At 61.1% G+C, this 19,189-nt stretch carries 15 protein-coding genes and 1 pseudogene; 12 read left to right on the top strand and 4 right to left on the bottom strand.

The annotated features are described in order from the left end of the window. Positions 1-559 precede the first annotated feature (559 nt). On the bottom strand, positions 560-2,014 hold the full coding sequence (locus tag A7D21_RS06505) for a site-specific integrase (protein WP_069551300.1): 1,455 nt from the start codon (positions 2,012-2,014) through the stop codon (positions 560-562). Positions 2,015-2,287: 273 nt separating this feature from the next. Further along, positions 2,288-2,917, bottom strand: a complete 630-nt coding sequence (locus A7D21_RS06500; protein WP_053257050.1) for a CatB-related O-acetyltransferase — start codon at positions 2,915-2,917, stop codon at positions 2,288-2,290. 178 nt (positions 2,918-3,095) lie between these two features. Here A7D21_RS06500 and A7D21_RS06495 point away from each other — a divergent pair, with 178 nt between their 5' ends. The 11 genes from A7D21_RS06495 (at position 3,096) to A7D21_RS06445 (ending at position 16,887) form a co-directional block, all read left to right on the top strand. Continuing rightward, positions 3,096-5,501 (top strand): TonB-dependent receptor, encoded by a 2,406-nt coding sequence (locus A7D21_RS06495; protein WP_069551299.1) that lies wholly within the window; start codon positions 3,096-3,098, stop codon positions 5,499-5,501. Between the two features lie 170 nt (positions 5,502-5,671). After that, positions 5,672-6,586 carry a Fe(3+) dicitrate ABC transporter substrate-binding protein FecB gene (locus A7D21_RS06490; RefSeq protein WP_371850817.1) on the top strand — a complete coding sequence of 305 codons (915 nt, stop codon included), beginning with the start codon at positions 5,672-5,674 and terminating at the stop codon, positions 6,584-6,586. A 2-nt stretch (positions 6,587-6,588) separates the two neighbouring features. Then, positions 6,589-7,578, top strand: a complete 990-nt coding sequence (fecC, locus tag A7D21_RS06485; RefSeq protein ID WP_053257047.1) for an iron-dicitrate ABC transporter permease FecC — start codon at positions 6,589-6,591, stop codon at positions 7,576-7,578. Next, on the top strand, positions 7,575-8,543 hold the full coding sequence (locus A7D21_RS06480; protein WP_069551298.1) for an iron chelate uptake ABC transporter family permease subunit: 969 nt from the start codon (positions 7,575-7,577) through the stop codon (positions 8,541-8,543). The genes fecC and A7D21_RS06480 overlap by 4 nt, the downstream gene beginning before the upstream one ends. 4 nt (positions 8,544-8,547) lie before the next feature. Further along, positions 8,548-9,339 carry a Fe(3+) dicitrate ABC transporter ATP-binding protein FecE gene (fecE, locus tag A7D21_RS06475; RefSeq protein ID WP_053257045.1) on the top strand — a complete coding sequence of 264 codons (792 nt, stop codon included), beginning with the start codon at positions 8,548-8,550 and terminating at the stop codon, positions 9,337-9,339. Between the two features lie 406 nt (positions 9,340-9,745). Further along, positions 9,746-12,139 carry a TonB-dependent siderophore receptor gene (locus tag A7D21_RS06470; RefSeq protein ID WP_069551297.1) on the top strand — a complete coding sequence of 798 codons (2,394 nt, stop codon included), beginning with the start codon at positions 9,746-9,748 and terminating at the stop codon, positions 12,137-12,139. A gap of 25 nt (positions 12,140-12,164) precedes the next feature. Further along, complete coding sequence (locus A7D21_RS06465; protein WP_053257043.1) at positions 12,165-13,136, top strand: amino acid ABC transporter permease; 972 nt, start codon at positions 12,165-12,167, stop codon at positions 13,134-13,136. Next, positions 13,129-13,902, top strand: a complete 774-nt coding sequence (locus tag A7D21_RS06460) for an amino acid ABC transporter ATP-binding protein (RefSeq protein ID WP_069551296.1) — start codon at positions 13,129-13,131, stop codon at positions 13,900-13,902. Before A7D21_RS06465 ends, A7D21_RS06460 begins: the two co-directional genes overlap by 8 nt. A gap of 18 nt (positions 13,903-13,920) precedes the next feature. After that, positions 13,921-14,847, top strand: coding sequence for an ABC transporter substrate-binding protein (locus A7D21_RS06455; RefSeq protein WP_069551295.1), 927 nt, complete (start codon positions 13,921-13,923; stop codon positions 14,845-14,847). A 10-nt stretch (positions 14,848-14,857) separates the two neighbouring features. Next, positions 14,858-16,441, top strand: coding sequence for an FAD-dependent oxidoreductase (locus A7D21_RS06450; protein WP_069551294.1), 1,584 nt, complete (start codon positions 14,858-14,860; stop codon positions 16,439-16,441). Between the two features lie 11 nt (positions 16,442-16,452). Beyond that, positions 16,453-16,887, top strand: a complete 435-nt coding sequence (locus tag A7D21_RS06445; RefSeq protein WP_053257039.1) for a RidA family protein — start codon at positions 16,453-16,455, stop codon at positions 16,885-16,887. 52 nt (positions 16,888-16,939) lie between these two features. Here A7D21_RS06445 and A7D21_RS06440 read toward each other — a convergent pair whose 3' ends face one another. Both A7D21_RS06440 and A7D21_RS06435 read right to left on the bottom strand, forming a co-directional pair. Beyond that, on the bottom strand, positions 16,940-18,097 hold the full coding sequence (locus tag A7D21_RS06440) for a hypothetical protein (RefSeq protein ID WP_069551293.1): 1,158 nt from the start codon (positions 18,095-18,097) through the stop codon (positions 16,940-16,942). A gap of 138 nt (positions 18,098-18,235) precedes the next feature. Continuing rightward, positions 18,236-18,793: a hypothetical protein gene (locus A7D21_RS06435; protein ID WP_069551292.1), complete on the bottom strand. Its 558-nt coding sequence runs from the start codon at positions 18,791-18,793 to the stop codon at positions 18,236-18,238. A 137-nt stretch (positions 18,794-18,930) separates the two neighbouring features. Here A7D21_RS06435 and A7D21_RS35155 point away from each other — a divergent pair. After that, positions 18,931-19,182 (top strand): annotated as a pseudogene (locus tag A7D21_RS35155) (Hcp family type VI secretion system effector); the annotation flags it as partial. Positions 19,183-19,189: the final 7 nt, after the last annotated feature.

Genomic DNA, 19,189 nt, shown 5'->3' with positions numbered 1-19,189 from the left:
ACCCCCCCTGTCACCCTGCGCCCCGTTCAAAGGACCAGAACAAGGTGAGTGGCTACATCGCCAACCCACCCAGCGGGTAATCGAGGTGGCCGTCCTTGATCCTCGACGCTTTTGCGCTCTCTAGCCATTGACTCAGCAGCGCGCGAGGTTCGGTTAATTGATAGGGGCTTCAATCGTTCGCCGAACTATAGGTGAGTTTAAATCAGTGCCAGTCGTGGCAAGCGAGTTGTCAGGGTCGAGCACCTGGAATCGGACCTTGCCTTTGACCTGAGGTGGTTTGGGTTTGCGTTGTCGCCGCTTCTCCGATTTGGCCCAGTGGCCACGGCCACGGCCAGGGATGCCGGCCTTGCGACAAGCTTTGGCTACGGCTATGTCGGAAAAATCAATTTCGTGGGCCAGTGTGACCATGGGCGTTTGCCATGCTTTTTCGAACAGTTTCGCGACGGTGAAAGCTAACGAATGTGTACATGCGATCTGTCATCTTTGCTCGTCGCGAATTTAAGGTCATAACACGTGGTGTCGCGGATGTTAAATTCCGGGAAGCTCTGGGCGTAACCGTCTATGACGGTGCTCGCGTCTCTGGCGCCGCGTACACTGGAAAAGATAACATCGACTCGTTTGGCGTGTGCTCGTAGTTCGAGGACAGCGCCGCACTGAGCCGATCGCCCAACAGGTCCCAGGCGTTTTTCTTCTCTTCGGCATAGTCGTGATGCAGGTAATGACGCCTCACCCTAGAGCCGGCCAACACATGATTTTGGCAGCGGTCGATGACGTCCAGGCTGACCCCTAAAGCTTGCATCATGGTCGCGCCGGTACGGCGCAAGTCATGGGGCGTCCAATCACCGTTCTGGCCGTCGGCAAGCACCAGTGTATCGTCGTGACGCCGTCTGGAGAGGGCCTTACGGTTTTTGAACCGGGCCTGGCGATCGCCGACCTGTTTGCTCACCACTTTCACGTCCACATGCCCATTATCCTGCTTGTTCGGAAAGCACCATTGCGAGTCTCCCGTCAGGATTTTGAGTTCCTGAAAGAAATGCAGCGCGAAGGGGGAGAGGAAGACATGGTGGTCCTGTTTCTTGCCGCGGGTGCCTTTGACGTTTTCACTGGGGAGGAACCACGTCTGCCGGTCCAGATCGACATTTTTCCATTCGGCCTGGAGCAACTCGCCAATCCGGCACAGCGTGCCCAGGCTGATCCAGAGTGCGAGTTGGGTTTCTTTCTTTAGCGGCCGTACGCCGTCGTATTTTTGCCCGGCGGGCAGGGCGTTGTAATCGGCGGTCATGTGCTGGAAGCGGTTGTGTAGTTCCAACAGCTCCGCCGGCGAAAGGATGCGGCTTCTTTCTGCCTCGTAGTCGGCAGGGATCAGAGGGGAGATGTCAACCAGTTCCGTCGGGTCGCCCTCGACCAATAAGGCTCGCCAAGGTTGGCGCTTTCTGGCCCAGCTGAACATCTGAGTGAGGTCGGCGAAGAAGCTGATGGCTTGCCGGTGAGCGCCGCGGTTGACCACGGTGCGGATCAACGCCCGAACATCGTGTTCGGAGACGCTGCTCACTGCAGTCTTGCCGAGTGCTGGCAAAAGGTCCTTGTTAAAGCGTCTTTGCAACTCGGCATTGCCGTCTTTACGCGCGACGCCATCCAATAGCCAGGCCTTGACCAGATCCTGGACGGTCAGCGTTTTCACCTTCGTCGTGTTTACTTGTTCGGCCTCTACGTTAGCAGCAGCGTATGCCTGTGCCTTGGCGGTTTTCTTTTGCTCATTGGGATTGATCTGCTCATCAATGAGCGCCCTGGCCTGGTTACGCGCCTTGCGGATGTCCGTCAGGGATTTGCGCGGCCAGGTTCCGCAGGCGTACTCTTTGCTCTGGTCGCCCCAGCGATAACGATAGAAAAAGCTGACCGACACACCGTCCTTGCGGACTGAGATTCGACCGGCCAGATTGCCATCCTCCCGGAGGATTCGGCCGGCATCGTTGGGAGTCAGCGACTCGAGTTCTTTGATGGTGATTCTGGCCATACAATGGGTTCCCCCTACTTTTACCCCCACAAAAACGTCGGCTCTTGATGGACGTTACTGGACTCTCGTAGAGCAGAACACCGCTGGAGCTCAAGTAAATACTAGCTTAGAAAAATCCAGAGTAAAATTTTGGAAGCTTTCAAGAAGTATAAAAAAGGAGATGGGGTGCTAGGGGTCGAGTGTTCGAATCACTCCGTCCCGACCATATTCTTCTTTGAAAAAGCCCAATCTGAAAAGGTTGGGCTTTTTCATGCGTCACACTTTCAGGTGGCTTCAGCCAGCCGTGCGTTCGCGCTGTTTGAGGTAGTCCACAAACGGGGTGATGTCCGTGCTGCAGAGCAAAGGCGCGATCGCGCAGACTTCGGTTTCCGACCATTCCCACCAGGCGGATTGCTCAAGGAGCAGGCGGGTGGGTTCGTCAAAGCGCCAGCGGATATGTTTGGCGGGGTTGCCGCCGACAATGGCATACGGCGCGACATCCTTGGTGACGATCGAGCCGGCGGCAACCACGGCGCCATTGCCGATGGTTACGCCTGACAGAATCTTCGCATGCGAGCTGATCCAGCAGTCATTGCCGATGGTGACGTCACCTTTGCTGCCGCCGAAGTCGGTGATGTGGGCGAGGCTTTTAACCTTGGCCGGGAACGGGTAGCAGCTGAGCCAGTCAGTGCGATGGTGGCCACCCAAATACACTTCGACATTGCCGGCAATCGAGGTGTAGGCGCCTACTCGCAGGGTTGTGCCCTCATGCCAGTCATGAACCTTCAAGTCTCCGTAGGTGCCGATGCCAAAACTGTAATCGGGGTAACGGTTGCGCAGTTTTTGCGTAGAGCGCTCCAGCGGGGAGAGCGCGCGTAATGCCTTGCGCGCTTTATGTTCGCGCCATTTACGCAATAGCTTCATGGGGTGAGCCTTCTTGCAGAGATTGAAATCAGGCGACATCGTGAGGAATGGGTGCCGTCTATGCAAGACGAAGGTGGAGCCGTTTATTGATCTTCTGAAAATAGTCGTCGAAGGCTGTCCCTTTTTTTCACCTCGCCTGTCATTCCAGGCAAGTGAACAAAATCGAGAGCTTCCCCCAATGCCCGCAGTCTCACCCTTGCGCTTGCGCCCGTTGCTGAACCTCAGCCTGATGCTGAGCCTCTGTGCCAGCCCGTTATTTGTCCCGATCAGCTATGCCGAAGATAGCACTCAGCGCCGCAGCTATGAGGTGCCGGCCGGTAGCCTGAGCGCCGCGTTGACCCGTTTTGCCGGGCTCGCCGGGGTCAACCTGTCGGTGGACCCGGCGCTGGTCAGCGGTCGCAGCAGCGCCGGCTTGTCGGGTGAATACGCGGTGGAGGAGGGCTTTGCGCAGTTGCTGGGGGGATCGGGCCTGCAACTGCAAGCGCTGGGCGAGCAGGCGTACAGGTTGGTGCCGGTGCCGGAGGGCGGCAGCCTGCAACTGGCACCCACGTCGATCCTCGGTATGACGGGGCAGGCCGATGGGGATACCTATGCCGGCGGCCAAGTGGCGCGCCGCGGATCGCAAGGTCTGCTCGGCTCGCGTGACTTTATGGAAACGCCGTTCAGCATGACCACCTATACCGCCGAGGCGGTGAAGAACCAGCAGGCGCGCACCCTCGGCGAGCTGGTTGCCAGCGACCCGTCGGTGCGCACCACCAACCCGGCGGGCGGGCGCTACGAGCAGTTCACCATTCGCGGGTTCAGCCTGTTCAACAGCGATGTGGCCTACAACGGCCTCTATGGCGTGCTGCCGACTTACACCATCGACATGGAAATGGCCGAGCGCGTCGATATCCTCAAAGGCCCGAGCCAGTTGCTCAACGGCATCTCGCCGCGCGGCAGCGTCGGCGGCGGGATCAACGTAGTGCCCAAGCGCGCCACCGACAAGGACATCACCTCGTTGACCGGTACCTGGGCCTCCGGCAGCCAGGCCGGTGGCGCGGTGGATGTGGGACGGCGCTTTGGTGAGGACAACACATTTGGCCTGCGTTTCAATGGCGTGAAGCAGTCCGGTGATACCGAATGGGATCACCAGCGTGTCGAGCGTGAAATGGCCGTGTTGGGCCTGGATTTTCGCGGCGAGCGCCTGCGCCTTTCCACGGATATAGGCCACACCGAGCGCGACACCGACGCGCCACAAGAACGTGTACAAGTCGGCGCCAATGCCAGGGTGCCGAGCGCCAACGATGTGCGCCATAACTACGCACAGCCCTGGAGCAAAGCCCGCACCGATGACACCTTCGGCACCGTTAACGGCGAGTTTGACCTCAGTGACAACGTGATGCTCTATGGCGGTGTGGGCGCGCGTAAGAGCCACCACGACTTCCTGCGTCACGCGGTTTCCGTCACCAACAACGCCGGGGATTTCAGCGTATTGCCACGGGATTTCACCCGCGATGAAAACGTGCGCACCGCCACAGCCGGGGTGCGCAGTTGGTTGCATACCGGAGCTGTTAGCCATGAGATCAACCTGGCGGCCAGCGACTTCTACATGGATTTTGAAAACGGTGGTGCGCGGTATGCGGCGGCGCCGAGCAACCTGTATAACCCGGTAGAAACCCCAACCCCTTCACGGCCAACACGCCTGGATTCCAGGGTCTACACCGAGAACCGCTTCAGTGGCGTGGCGCTGTCGGACACCCTGGGCTTTTTCGACGAGCGTTTATTACTGACCCTCGGCGCGCGCTGGCAGCGGGTGAAGGTCGACGACTGGACCGACAACGTCAAAGGCGATACGGCGTATGACGAGGAAAAAGTCTCGCCATCGGGCGGCATCCTCTTCAAAGCCACCGACAAGTTGTCGCTGTATGCCAACTACATGGAAGGCTTGAGCCAGGGCAAAATCGCGCCTTCGACCTCGATCAATGAAGATGAAATCTTCCCGCCGTTTGTCAGCCGCCAGGTTGAAGTCGGCGCCAAGTACGACGCCGGCGCGTTTGCCGTGACGGCTGCGGTGTTCCGAATCAAGCAGCCGGCCTACGAAACCAACGCCACTACACGGGTGTTCGGCCCCAACGGCAAACGCCAGAACGACGGCGTGGAACTGAGCGTGTTCGGCGAGCCGCTCAAGGGCGTGCGCCTGCTGGGTGGCGTGATGTTTATCGACAGCGAACTCACTCATACCACCAACGGCACTTTCGACGGCAACCGCGCCCCGGCCACGCCCAAGTACAACGTCAACCTGGGCGCTGAATGGGATGTGCCGACTGTCGAAGGTTTGACCCTGACCAGCCGTGGTATCTATTCCAGCTCGCAGTACCTCGACCAGTCCAACGTCAAGGAAATCGACGCCTGGACCCGCCTTGACGTCGGTGCGCGCTATGCCTTCAAGGTCGACGATAAGCAGATCACCTTGCGCGCGAATGTCGAGAACGTCGCCGATAAACGCTACTGGAGTTCGGCCGGTGCTTCGGATGACAGTGAACCGGGCCTCACCCTGTCCACGCCGCGTACCTATTTGTTGTCGGCCACGGTGGACTTCTAAGCACCGGGGCTATGTGGACGCTGGCGCCCACATAGCCCTGGGCACACCCCAGACTCGCCGCGTTAATAAGAATGTTTTTTGATTGCATCGCCGTGATATGGAATAGTACCCGCCGTTTTCCCAGGCCTCTCCCGCCTGGGTGTTTTAACGCCGAGGTCTTTGTCATGCGAATGCTGCGCTCCATCCCGACCCTTGCCGCCTGCCTCCTGGCATTTTCCTCCAGCGTGTTGAACGCGGCCCCCATCGACCTCAATGACGGCCAGCATGCGGTGCACCTGCCGGATGCGCCCAAGCGCGTGGTGGTGCTGGAGTTTTCTTTTCTCGACAGCCTGGCTGCCGTTGACGTCACCCCAGTCGGGGCCGCCGACGATGGCGATGCCAACCGAGTGTTGCCGCGTGTGCGCCAGGCCATCGGCCAATGGACGTCAGTGGGCTTGCGTTCGCAACCGAGCATCGAGGAAATCGCCCGGCTCAAGCCGGACCTGATCGTCGCTGACCTCAATCGTCACCAGGCGCTCTACAGCGACTTGGCGAGCATCGCGCCAACCTTGTTGTTGCCATCACGCGGTGAGGATTACCAGGGCAGCCTGAAATCCGCCGAACTGATTGGCAAGGCCCTGGGTAAAAGCCCGCAGATGCAAGCGCGTATCGCGCAGAACCGTGAGCACCTGAACGCGATTGCGCAGCAGATTCCCGCCGGCGCCAGCGTACTGTTCGGCGTTGCGCGTGAGGACAGTTTTTCCGTGCACGGCCCGGACTCTTACGCCGGCAGTGTGCTGGAGGCGATTGGCTTGAAAGTGCCGTCGGTACGCGCCAAGGCTGCACCAACCGAGTTTGTCAGCCTGGAACAATTGCTCGCGCTGGACCCAGGTTGGTTGTTGGTAGGGCACTACCGTCGCCCCAGCATCGTCGATACCTGGAGCAAGCAGCCGCTGTGGCAAGTGCTCGGCGCGGTACGCAATCAGCACGTCGCTGAAGTCGATGGCGACAGCTGGGCGCGCAACCGTGGTGTATTGGCCTCGGAGCAGATCGCAGAAGACGCCCTCGCGATTCTTAAAGGCGGCCATGCCGTATTGAGCCAATAACCGTGCAGCGCAGTGTCGCGGCGATCAGTATTGTGCTGCTGGGGGCCGTGTTGTTCTGGTGCTCGCTGTACAGCTGGTCGCCGTTTGTGATCACCCCGACCGATGCCTGGAATGGTCTGGTTCACCAAGGCCACACAGGCGGCAATATGGCTTATATCGTCGCCCAGTTGCGGGTGCCGCGAGCAGTGTGTGCGGCGTTGATCGGTGCCTGCCTGGGGCTGGCCGGTGCGCTGATGCAGGGCATCACCCGTAACCGTCTGGCGTCGCCTTCGCTGTTTGGCGTGACAGCGGGCGCAGCGCTGGGGCTGGCGTTGTTTTCGACCGGATTGGTTGCACCGCCGTTCGCCGGCGGTGCGTTGTTGATGACCTGCCTGGGCGGCGCGCTGGCGTGGGTAACGGTATTCAGCCTCGGCGGTGCCTGGTCGCCGACCACTGCGCAAGGTCGGCTGGTATTGGCCGGTGTGGCCGTGGCGGCGCTGTGCGCGGCATTGACTCGGCTCACCGTGATTCTGGTCGAGGCGCAGGCGCAAAGCGTGTTGAACTGGCTGGCCGGTTCCCTGGCGAACGTCGGGGCGGCCCAGGTGCAATTGCTCTGGCCCTGCACGTTGATCGGCGGCCTGTGGGCGCTGTGGTGCGCTCCGCGCTTGAACCTGATCAACCTCGGCGAAGACGCTGCGCGCTCATTGGGCGTGGGTATCGCCAGCCTGCGCCTGCAGGTGTTTGTCGCCAGTTTGTTACTGGTGGGCGCCAGCGTCTGCGCGGTCGGCCCGATCGGTTTTGTCGGGCTGATCGCGCCGAATATCATTCGGCAATTTCTCGGTAACGACTACCGCTGGCTGATTCCGTTGAGCGCAGCATTGGGCGCGGTGATCGTGCTCGGCGCCGACCTGCTCAGTCGTGCCGTGGCCTTTCCGGTGGAAACCCCGGCGGGCGTGGTGACCGCGCTGATCGGCGCGCCGTTCTTTCTGTTCCTTGCCAGGCGTGCCCTATGAGCCGGCCACGCTTGCGCTTATGGCTGCTGCTGGGCCTGTTGCTGCTGACGCTGTTGGTGAGCCTCAGTGCCGGTACGGTGTGGCTCACGCCCGCAACCGTGCTGGATCGCCTGGTGGCCCACGACGCCCTCGATTTTGAAGTGTGGAACCACCGCCTGCCACGCAGCCTGATCGCCATCCTGGCCGGGTGTGCGTTCGGTCTGGCGGGGGCAATTGTGCAGGGGGTGATTCGCAACCCGCTGGCCTCACCGGAAATTCTCGGTGTGACGCAGGGTGCAGGGTTGGCGCTGACGGTGGCGATCATCAGCTGGCCGCAACTGCCGATAGCCTGGCTGCCGCTGGTAGCCTGCCTGGGCGGGGCGGGCGGCGCCTTGCTGTTGGCGCTGTACAACACCGGCGTGAGTTTTTCCGGGGTGCGTTTTGCGCTCTCGGGGGTGGCGATTGCGGTGACCTTATCCAGCGTCACCGAGTTTTTGATCCTGTCTCACCCGCTGGATATCAACACCGCGTTGCTCGCACTGACCGGCAGCCTGTGGAGTCGCAATTGGCACCATGTGATGTTGGTGCTGCCGTTTCTGCTGCTGATCCCGCTGGGCCTGTGCCTGGCCAAACCGCTGAACCTGATCGCCCTCGGCGACGAAGCCGCCCACAGCCTGGGCACCGCCCTCGGCCGTACGCGCTGGCTGGCGATGGCCTGCGCGGTGGTGCTCACCAGGCTGGGCGTCGGCGTGATCGGGCCGATTGGCTTTATCGGTCTGGTCGCGCCGCATATGGCGCGGCGCCTGGTCGGCGGGCATCACCACTACTTGCTGCCCGCCGCGATGCTGATTGGTGCGCTGCTGCTGGTGCTGGCCGACACCGTCGGGCGTACGTTGATCGCGCCCAGCGAAATCCCGGCGGGCATTCTCACGGCGGTGATTGGTGCGCCGTATTTTCTTTGGTTGCTGGCACGGTTCAAAGGCTGATGACATGAGTATTCTTCAGGCACGACAGCTCGACATTGGCTACGGTGCAACGCGAATCGTGCAGGGGTTGTCGTTCACACCGCCAGCGGGTCGCGTCACCGCGTTGATCGGCCCCAATGGCTGCGGCAAGTCCACCTTGCTCAAGGCGTTTGCGCGCATCCTTAAACCCACCCAAGGCGAATTGAGCCTTGATGGCCAAGCCTACGCCAGCCTGTCCGCGCGCCAGTTGGCACGGCAAATTGCGTTTTTGCCGCAGGTGCTGCCGGTGCCGGAGGGTGTCAGCGTGCGCCAGTTGGTCGCTTATGGTCGCAGCCCGCACAACTCGCTGTGGGGGCGCCTGAGCGGCAACGATCAAGCCCATGTGAGCCAAGCCATGCAACGCCTGGAACTGGACAGCCTGGCCGACCGCGCGCTGGCGGATTTGTCCGGCGGCCAGCGCCAGCGCGCCTGGCTGGCCATGGTGTTGGCGCAAAATGCGCCGGTGGTGCTGCTTGACGAGCCCACCACCTACCTCGACATCAGCCATCAGGTCGAACTGCTCGACTTGATGGGCGAACTGGCCGCCGAAGGCAAAACCGTTATCACCGTACTGCATGACATCAACCAGGCCTGCCGCTATGCCGATCATCTGGCGGTGATGCACGGCGGCAAGCTGGTTGCCGATGGCGCGCCTGCCCAGGTGATCAGTGCCGAACTGATGCGCCAGGTGTTCGATGTGCACGTGCAGGTCATGCAGGAGCCGCTGGCCGGTACGCCTATGTGCCTGGTGGAAAAAAGCACCCGTGCCCGTGCCTGATGTGATCGCAAACGCGGCAAGCGGCTTGCCCGCAAATCGCGTTGTGTTCGGCATAAATATTATTTATATGAATAATGTTTTTACAAATAATGAAATTGGAGAATATTAGCTTATTACCAAATAGCATTATATTTTTGAAATTCATTCCGTTATGTTTGATCGCAACAGCCTACCCCTGACCTCGGATGGTACCCAGCGTGATTCAGATTCTGCGCGCCATAACCGGGTAATGACCCTGCGGCAGAATCGTTGGAACGGAGTTCAACGTATGTTGCCATTTCAAAGCCCTCGCTCGCCCCACACCTAGTTACAGATCGCTTACACCTCCCTGATAACCGTGCACCTCGCGCCGTCCCGACGACGGCGTGACTGCCCGACTTCGCGATCTGGAAAGTTTGGAGTGGCCATGAAGCACGTTTTACAACCCACCACCGCACTGGCGCTGGCCCTGTTGGCCGGCGCCGCACAGGCCCAGGACGACAGCACCCTGTCCACCGTGGTGGTCACCGGCAACCGTGGCGCCGAACAGCGCACCGTCACCAGCAGCCCGGTGCCGATCGATGTGGTCAGCGCCAAGCAACTGCAAAACACCGGCAAGCCCGGCTTGATGGAAGCCTTGAGCGCGGTCATCCCGTCGCTGACCCTGCCGGAAAAAACCGGCTGGGATGCCAGCGGCATTGCCCGCGCACCCAACCTGCGCGGGTTGAGCGCCGCCGAAGTGCTGGTGCTGGTCAATGGCAAACGTCGCCACACCAGTGCCACCCTGAACATCAACGGCATCAACACCGGCGCGGCGCCGGCAGATCTCGACTTGATTCCCATCAGCGCCATCGACCATGTGGAAGTGCTGCGCGACGGTGCCGCAGCCCAATACGGTTCGGATGCGATCGCCGGGGTGATCAATGTGATCCTCAAGGCCGACACCAGTGGCACCGCCGTGACCCATATCGGGCAGGGTTACGACGGCAAGAAACAGACCGTGCAACAGAGCCTCAACAAGGGGTTTGAAATCGGCGACGGCGGCATCGTGCAGTTGGCCCTGGATGCACGCAGCCAGAATGACGACAACAAGGCCAGCGCCAACGGCTACACCTATGAGCAAGCCTACAACCAGGCCGGCAGGGCCACCTATGGCGGTTACGGTACGCCCAAGACCAACCTGCTGACCTTGGGCTACAACGCCGAGCTGCCGATCGATGACGGTCTCAGCCTGTATTCCTTCACCACGTACTCACGACGCAACGCCGAGCAGGGGCAGAACTACCGCCTGCCCACCATCACCAACACCATTACGACCGGACCGAACGGCTACCCGGCCGGTTATACGCCGACCTGGTTCATCGACGAGGATGATTTCCAGGCCGCAGTCGGCGGCAAAGGCAGCGTCGGCGCGTGGGACTGGGACGTGTCCACCACCTACGGGCGCAACGAAGCGGAGCAGGGCACCACCCACAACCAGAACCCGTCGCTGGGTGAGTACACGCCAAACAGTTTCACCTCCGGCACCTGGATTTCCACCGAGCTGACCACCAACCTCGACTTCAAGCGCGGCTTCGACGTCGGCCTGCAAAAACCGTTGGACCTGTCCTACGGCTTCGAGCACCGACGCGACACCTATGAGGTGCAGGCCGGTGACTATGCGTCTTATGCCAACGGCGGTTATTGCGTGGCACCGGGCAACTGCGCGTCATCCGGGGCCCAGGTCACCAACGGTATTTCACCGGACGAAGCTACCAGCGCTTCGCGCAACAGCCTGGCCAGCTATGTCGATGTGGGTTTCAACCCGCTGCCGGACTGGTACGTGGGCACCGCCTTGCGTTATGAGCATTACAACGAAGGCGTGGGCGCTACCCGCAGCGGCAAGCTGACCACGCGCTACGATTTCACCCCGCAATTTGCCGTGCGCGCCACGGTCAGCAATGGCTTTCGCGCGCCTTCCCTGGCCAACAACCTGTTCAGTGCGCGCTCCACCACTTATGGCGTGGTCGACGGGGTCTACCAGTCGATCAACTACGGTGTGCTGCCGGTGGGTTCGGCGGCGGCCAAGGCCCTCGGCGCTCAAGAGCTGAAACCCGAGCGCTCGACCAATTTCAGCCTGGGTTTCACCCTCACGCCCACCGACCGTTTGAACTTCACCGCCGACGCCTATGTGATCAACCTGCGCGACCGTATCACCCTGACCGGTACCTTGCTCGGGCCGCAAGTCACCCAGGTGCTGCAGAACAACGGCATTAACTCAACCTCCGGCGGCCAGTACTTCATCAACGGCGCCGACACCCGCACCAAAGGCGTGGATCTGGTCAGCAACTACAACCAGGACATTGGCCAGTACGGCTCCTTGAAGTGGACGGCGGCGTTCAATTGGAACCAGACCCGGATCCTCAACTACAAGGCGTCCACCACCATCCTGGGCACCGCCTATGACCTGATGGATCGCCAGGCGCGCAATCTGATCACCGGCGTCCAGCCCAGCACCAAGCTGATTCTCGGCGGCGACTGGAGCCTCGACCGCTTCAACCTCAACCTGGCCCTGACACGCTATGGCACCTACAAGGAAGTCAACGTCTCCGCCGACCGCAGCCTGGACCGACTCTACAGCGCCAAATGGATCACCGACCTCGACCTTGGCTACAACCTCACCAAAGCCCTGAACATCGCGGTCGGCGCCAAGAACCTGTTCGACCTCTACCCCAAGAAACAAGGCGTGCCGAGCAGCACCATGCTCGCCAGCTACGGCACCTATTCGCCCTACGGTTTTACCGGCGGGTACTACTACACCCGGCTGACTTATGCCTTCTAAGGCCGCTACCCGCGAGGAATAGAACATGCCCATTGTCGCCAAAACCTATGACCTGATCGATGAGGTCACCGACTACCCGGTTCGCCAGCGCCGTGTCTCCACGCCGATCAAGGCACTGCAGGTGGTCCCGGCCCGGCACCCCTGGCGCTGGGCGGGTTCGATCTTCGCCGCGCTGGTGTTGCTCGCCATCGTGCATTCCCTGGCCACCAACCCGCGTTGGGAATGGGCGGTGTTCGGTCAATGGTTCTTCTCGCCGTCGGTGCTGCGCGGCCTCGGCCAGACGCTGTTGCTGACGCTGCTCAGCACGGTGTTCAGCATCATCCTTGGCACTGCGCTGGCCCTGGCGCGGCTGTCCGGCTCGCCGCTGCTGGCGGCATTGGCGTGGGGCTATATCTGGTTTTTCCGCTCGATGCCGGCGCTGTTGGTGCTGATCATCCTGTACAACTTCGCCTACCTGTATGACCACATCGTGCTCGGCGTGCCGTTCACCGCTGTGGTGTTCGCCGAATGGTCGACGGTGGATGTGCTCAGCCAATTCACCGTGGCGGTGCTGGGCTTGAGCCTGATGCAAGCGGCGTATGCGGCGGAGATTATTCGCGGTGGCCTGATCGGCGTCGACGCCGGCCAGCATGAAGCCGCGGCGGCATTGGGGCTGCCGGCCTCGCGCCGGATCTTCCGCATCATCTTGCCCCAGGCCTTGCGCTCGATCCTGCCCTCGGGTTTCAACGAAATCATCGGCCTGGTCAAGGGCACGTCCATCGTCTACGTACTCGCGTTGCCGGAGCTGTTCTACACCGTGCAGGTTATCTACAACCGCACCCAGGCGGTCATTCCGTTGCTGATCGTCGCCACCGTCTGGTACCTGATCATCACCACCGTGCTGACCAGCGCCCAGTACTACGTCGAGCGCTATTTCGCCCGAGGCACTGCGCGCGTGCTGCCGCCGACACCGCTGCAACGCATAGGCCGCTGGCTCAAGGAGAAAACCCATGGGTGAAGCACGTGCCGGGCGCATCCAGATCCAGGGCGTGGGTAAGCGCTTTGGCAACCAGCAGGTGTTGAAAGACATCGACCTGACCATCGACCCGGGCAAGGTCACGGTGATTCTCGGCCCCTCCGGCTCGGGCAAATCCACCTTGCTGCGCACCATCAACCACCTGGAGAAAATCGACAGCGGGCATATCACCATCGACGGTGAATACGTCGGCTACCGCCGCAAGGGCGACCTGCTCTACGAGCTCAAGGAACGCGAGATTCTCAAGCGGCGTATCGACGTCGGTTTCGTGTTCCAGAACTTCAACCTGTTCCCGCACCTCACGGCCTGGGAAAACATCGCCGAAGCGCCGCTGGCGCACAAGCGTTGGCGCAAGGCCGAGGCTCAAGCCAAGGCGTCCGCACTGCTGGCCAAGGTCGGCCTGGCGGACAAGCTCGATGCCTACCCGCGCCAGCTGTCCGGCGGCCAGCAACAACGTGTGGCCATCGCGCGGGCCCTGGCGCTGAACCCCAAGGTGTTGCTGTTCGATGAGCCTACTTCGGCCCTCGACCCGGAGCTGGTGGGCGAGGTGCTCGACGTGATCAAGGGCCTGACCCAATTGGGCGTGACCCTGGTGATCGTCACCCACGAGATCGGGTTTGCCCGCGAGGTAGCCGACCACGTGGTGTTTCTTTGCGAAGGCCAACTGATCGAAGAGGGCCCGCCCGAACAGGTTTTTCGCCAACCCCGACATCCCCGCACCGTGGCCTTTCTCGGCAAGGTGCTTTAGTTCAAGGAGTGACTGCTCATGTTCATCAATACCGCCCGTGTGGCTTTGCTGACGCTTGCTGTCAGTGCCGCGCATACGGCTTTCGCCGCCACGCAACCCGTCGACCTCAGCCCTGACCGCGCACGCATTCATGTGCCACGCAACGAGGCGGCCATCGCGCAAATCCCGCCGGGCTTCAAGTTCGCCCAACCGGGCAAATTCACGGTGGCGGTGTCCGGCGTGGCCGGGCCACCGCTGGCACTGCTGGCCAGTGACGACAAGACCACCATCGGCAGCGAGGCCGACACCGCGCAACTGGTGGCCGACAGCCTCGGCCTGCAACTCAACGTGGTGCAGACCAGTTGGGAGGATTGGCCGCTGGGCGTCAGCTCGGGCAAATACGATGCGGTGATCAGTAACGTCACCGTGACCGAGGCGCGCAAGAAGCGCTTTGACTTCGCCACCTATCGCCAGGATGTGCTCGGCTTTTACGTCAAGAGCACCAGCAAAATCACCGAGATCAAACAGGCTTCGGACATTGCCGGGTTGAAGATCATCGTCGGCTCGGGCACCAACCAGGAAAAGGTTCTGCTGGCATGGAACGAGGCCAACGAAAAGGCCGGCATCAAGCCTGCGTTGTTGCAGTACTTCGACGATCAGGCCGCCGCGCAATTGGCGGTGCAGTCGGGGCGCAGCGATGCGCTCTTCGGGCCTAACTCGGTGTACGCCTATTCGGCGGCGATTACAGGCGGCATCAAGCGTGTCGGTACGGTCAACGGTGGTTGGCCATTGAAGGCGGATATCGCGGTGACCACGCGCAAGGACAACGGCCTGGTCCAGCCTATTCATACCGCCCTGGAGGGCGCGATTGCCGGTGGCCAATACGAACAGGTGCTGCAGCGTTGGGGCCTGGAGGTGGAGCGCGTCGACACGTCGCTGATCAACCCGCCGGGCTTGCCGGACTAGGAGAATCGAGATGGGACTGACACGACGTGAAGCGTTGTCGAGCATCGCCGCGGTCGGCGGCGAGAAGGCTGTCAAGGATGCACTGGCGGTATTGGGTTTGGGCCCCTCGTCACATCGGCGGCCGCAACCGCTGAAACTCAAGGACGGTCTGGGGCAAGGCACTCGCGTGCTGGTGTTGGGCGCCGGGATCGCCGGGTTGGTCACCGCCCTGGAGCTGACCCGCGCCGGGTTCAGCGTGCAAGTGCTGGAAGCCCGTGACCGCGTCGGCGGGCGCACCTGGACCCTGCGCCAGGGTGATCGCGTGGACTACAAGGACGGCCGCACGCAAACCGTGGCGTTTGACCCAGGCCTGTATTTCAACGCCGGCCCGGCACGCATCCCCAGCCAGCACCGCACGATTCTCGATTATTGCAGCGAGTTGGCTGTGCCGCTGGAGGTGTTGGTCAATAGCAGCCATGGCGCCCAGGTGCGCCCGGATCTGCAACAGCCGGCGTTCACCGTCGGCCAGGCGATCAACGATGCGCGTGGGCACCTCTCCGGTTTGCTGGCCAACGCCGTGCAGCGCGATGCACTCGATGATGTGTTGAGCGGCGAAGAACGCACGCGCTTGCTGGCCTTCTTGCAGGTCTACGGCGACTTGTCGCAAGAACTTGCCTATGAGGGCAGCCTGCGCGCCGGTCATCTGGATTCGCCTGCACACCCCGGCGCATTGCCCGCCAGCCGCAGCCCGCTGGCGCTGGAGCGCTTGCTGCATCCCGAGCTGTGGGGTGCCTTGCTGCACACCGAATTCCCCGAGTTCTCGGCAACCATGTTCCAACCGGTCGGCGGCATGGACCGCATCACCGACGCCTTCTACCAGCGCGTCAGCGAGCACGTGCAGTTGGGCGCTCAAGTCCGGCAGATCCGTCAGTTGGAAGATGGCGTGGCGGTGACTTACCACGACCAGCACAGCGGTTGCGAACAAGTGGTGCGCGCCGATTATTTGATCTCGACATTACCGCTGCCGCTGCTGGCCAGACTCGACACCGACTTCAGCGAGCCGGTCAAAGCCGCGTTGCTCAGCATCCGCAGCGACCAGGCGACCAAAGTCGCGTGGCAGTCCCCACGCTTCTGGGAGACCGACTACCGCACCTACGGTGGCCTGTCGTGGATAGAGCACCCGGCGCGCCTGCTGTGGTACCCGAGCAATGACCTCAACACCCGCGAAGGTTTGTTGGTGGCCGGTTACGTCACCGGCGAGGGTGCCGACGTGTTTGGCGCGCAAGCGTTCGCCCAGCAATACGCCACCTCCAAGGAGGCCGTTGAACTGCTGCATCCGGGTTACTCACGCTACCTGCGTAACCCGCTGGCGGTGTCCTGGGAACAGATTCCCTACAGCGAAGGCCCCTGGCTGCAACGCGAACACTTTCCGGCCGACGCGAGCCGCCTGCTGGAACAGGCCCATGGCCGTGTGTACTTCGCCGGTGACGGGTTGGTGCAAAGCGGCGTGGGCATCTGGCAGGAATCAGCGGCCAACTCGGCCCGCTTTGTGGTCGCTCAACTGGCTGAGCGGGTTACCCAACAACGACACATTGCGGCCGTGGCCGCGTCTTGAGGAGCAATATCATGAGCGACAGCATTCAACGCACCCGTGTCGGTGATTTCCCGATTTCGCAAACGGTCACTGTGCCGGCTTCCGCCAGTCTGGTCTTTGTCAGTGGCACCTTGCCGGACGTGGCTGACCCGAACGCACCGACCGGCACGCCGGCGGCCTATGGCAATACCGAAGTGCAGACGGTGTCGGTGTTCAACAAGCTGCGCAAGATCCTTCGTGAGCAAGACCTGGACCTGGGCGATATCGTGCAGTTGCGGGTCTTCCTGGTGGGCGCTGAAGAAACCGCCGGCAAGCTCGACTTCACTGGCTTGCAGCGTGGTTATACGCAATTCTTTGGCACGCCCGAGCAGCCGAACAAACCGGCGCGTACCGCGTTGCAAGTGGTGGCGTTGCCATTGCCGGGGGCGTTGGTCGAAGTCGAAGCCATCGCTGCCCGCACCACGTGATCTTGGCGTGAGCCGCTGGGGGGTGGCAAGCCCGCTCGTTACCCCATAAACATCATGGGGTGGCAGGAGGCTGGGCATACTTGCCGGGCAGTGGCCAGATGTGTTCGCGGTCTGTTTCCCCGAGCCACACCATGCCGTGCATAAAGGTATCGCGCTCCTGGGGTGTGGTGAGGGGGAAACTGGCGTAGTGCGTGTGCGCCATGACCCGCAGTTCTTCGGCCCATGCCTGCTTTTCCTGCTCACTGTCGAGGTTGCAGCCCTCAAGGACATCAGCCGGCATGAAGGTGCTCAGCTCCATGGGCAGCGCATCACGGGTGCCCAGGCGTGCGTTGAGGGTGGACGTGCAGATTTCTACGGTCAGCCCGGTGATCCCCTTGGCCAGGAGCTTTTTCAGCGGCTTGATCTTGTGGTTGGCGGCGAAGTTCGTCGACTTGAGCAGGGTGTTGTAGTGCGGCTTGAAGTGGTTGATCAGCGCGGCCTCCGCCAGCGTGACCACCTCATCGCGGTTCAAACGCACATTGCGCAGACGTTCGAAATGCGCCGTTTCGTCCTGATCGCTGGCAATCGGTTCGGCATTCAGGTCACCGCCATTGCTGATCATCGTCCGGCCGTGCTCAAACCGATAGAGCAAAATTGAAACCTCCAGCTCCGGGCTGTTGGTCGAGGTTTCAGCGAGGATGCGTTGCAGGGTGGTGTGGTTCAACAGCCGGTCCACCGCCGTGCGTGTGTGCACCTTGCCGATGCCCTGGCCGACATACAGCACGTTCATGTCCCGATGGTCCGCCTCCAGGGCGCTCATCGCGTTCGCCACCACGATATGCGCGGCAGTGGTCATTTGCCGTGAGGTCGACAGAATGATCAGGTGCGTACCGTTCGGCGCCACGAGAACCTGTTCGATCTCATCCTGATCATCCGGCCCGATCCGCGGGATGTCGTATCGGAAGGGCACGGATTGCACGCCTTGCTCGTCCATCACGATAAAACTGCCATAGGCTGCTCGACCGAGCAGTTGCAGGTTGTGAGGGTTGATCAGCACCCGCCGCCGGGCGGTGATCAGGTAGATATTGCTGCCGGCAATCGCTGCCCGAAAATGCGCGTCGTCCTTGGCGCGGTAGAGGTCGGCGGGCGTCAGTACCGAGGGTGGGCTTGAGTAAAGGTGGGTGGCGCCTTCGGCAGAAAACTGGCGAATGATCGAGTCCATATGGGTCATTTTTTCTTCCTTTCGGGGCTGTGCTCAGTGGCAGCGTCGCGCGGCAGTTTGCCAAAGTTGCGACGTCATGGGCACTGACTGATTGGATAGGTCGTCAGCGTTTGCTCCTGGGCGTGTGCCGATGAATGTGTTGAGGGCTTACCGCCCTTTCCAGCGGCCCTGTTTGTTCAGGGTGAGGATGATGCCTTCGCGCTTTTGGCGGATTTCTACCATCTTGTGGCGCAGTTCGCGGCAGCGGTGGCTGTTGAGGATCAGTAGGCCGATCAGAGGGCTAAGCAGAGACATGGCGTATAGAAAAAACGGGGGGCGGTACGCTATCGCGGGCAGCGATATCAGTAAGCAGGTGACGTAGATGCCGACACTGACCCATACCAAGTGGATTCGACCATAGGTGATCTGAGCCTTGGAAAAGAACAGGACAAGGCTTGTTGCAACGCTGCCGAAAAAAAAGAGTCTGACTGCACGTTCTTCCGGCAGGCTCGAGAGAAATGTCACCAACAATAGGAGGGCAGTCATCGCAATCGTAAAACAGCCGGCAAGTAGATCGACTCCAATTACTAGCGCATAGCGTCTCCTGAACTTCCGTGGATTTTCAAAGTAGCAGTAGGCGTAGGCGCGCTCCTCAGACGTCAGTGCTTTCCATGTTTGATCCTTTGCGGATTTGCCAAGGTCTTTTACCGTTTTGCGCTTGCTCACGGAGTGACTTCCTCGTAGAGACCAATAGCCCATGTCTTTATTTTTCTGGCATCGAGCTGCTGGCGAAACCCAGGGTTGCAGCCACGGCATCTCTTATGTGATTGGCGGTGGAAAGTTGCATTTCTGTCGCACTTAATCCGCAAGCGAAACTGGTGGTGCGCAAGGCGGGGGGCGCGAGCCCGGTGGAGTATCTGGTGATTACCCTGAAGGAAGTCATGGTGGTGTCCTACAGTACCAGCGCTGAAAACGGCGCCGATGTCCTGCAAGACAGTGTTGCCCTGAACTTCGCCACCGTCGACGTCAGTTACCAGCCGCAGAAAGCCGACGGAGGCAAGGACGGCGGGCCGGTAAAGTTTGGCTGGAATATCCGCCAGAACGTGAAGGCCTGAGGCCTCA

The organism is Pseudomonas sp. AP19 (assembly GCF_001728855.1).
Taxonomy (GTDB): Bacteria; Pseudomonadota; Gammaproteobacteria; order Pseudomonadales; family Pseudomonadaceae; genus Aquipseudomonas; species Aquipseudomonas fluorescens.
Note: the sequence above shows the minus strand (reverse complement) of the source record. Positions and strands in the feature narration are given on the sequence as shown.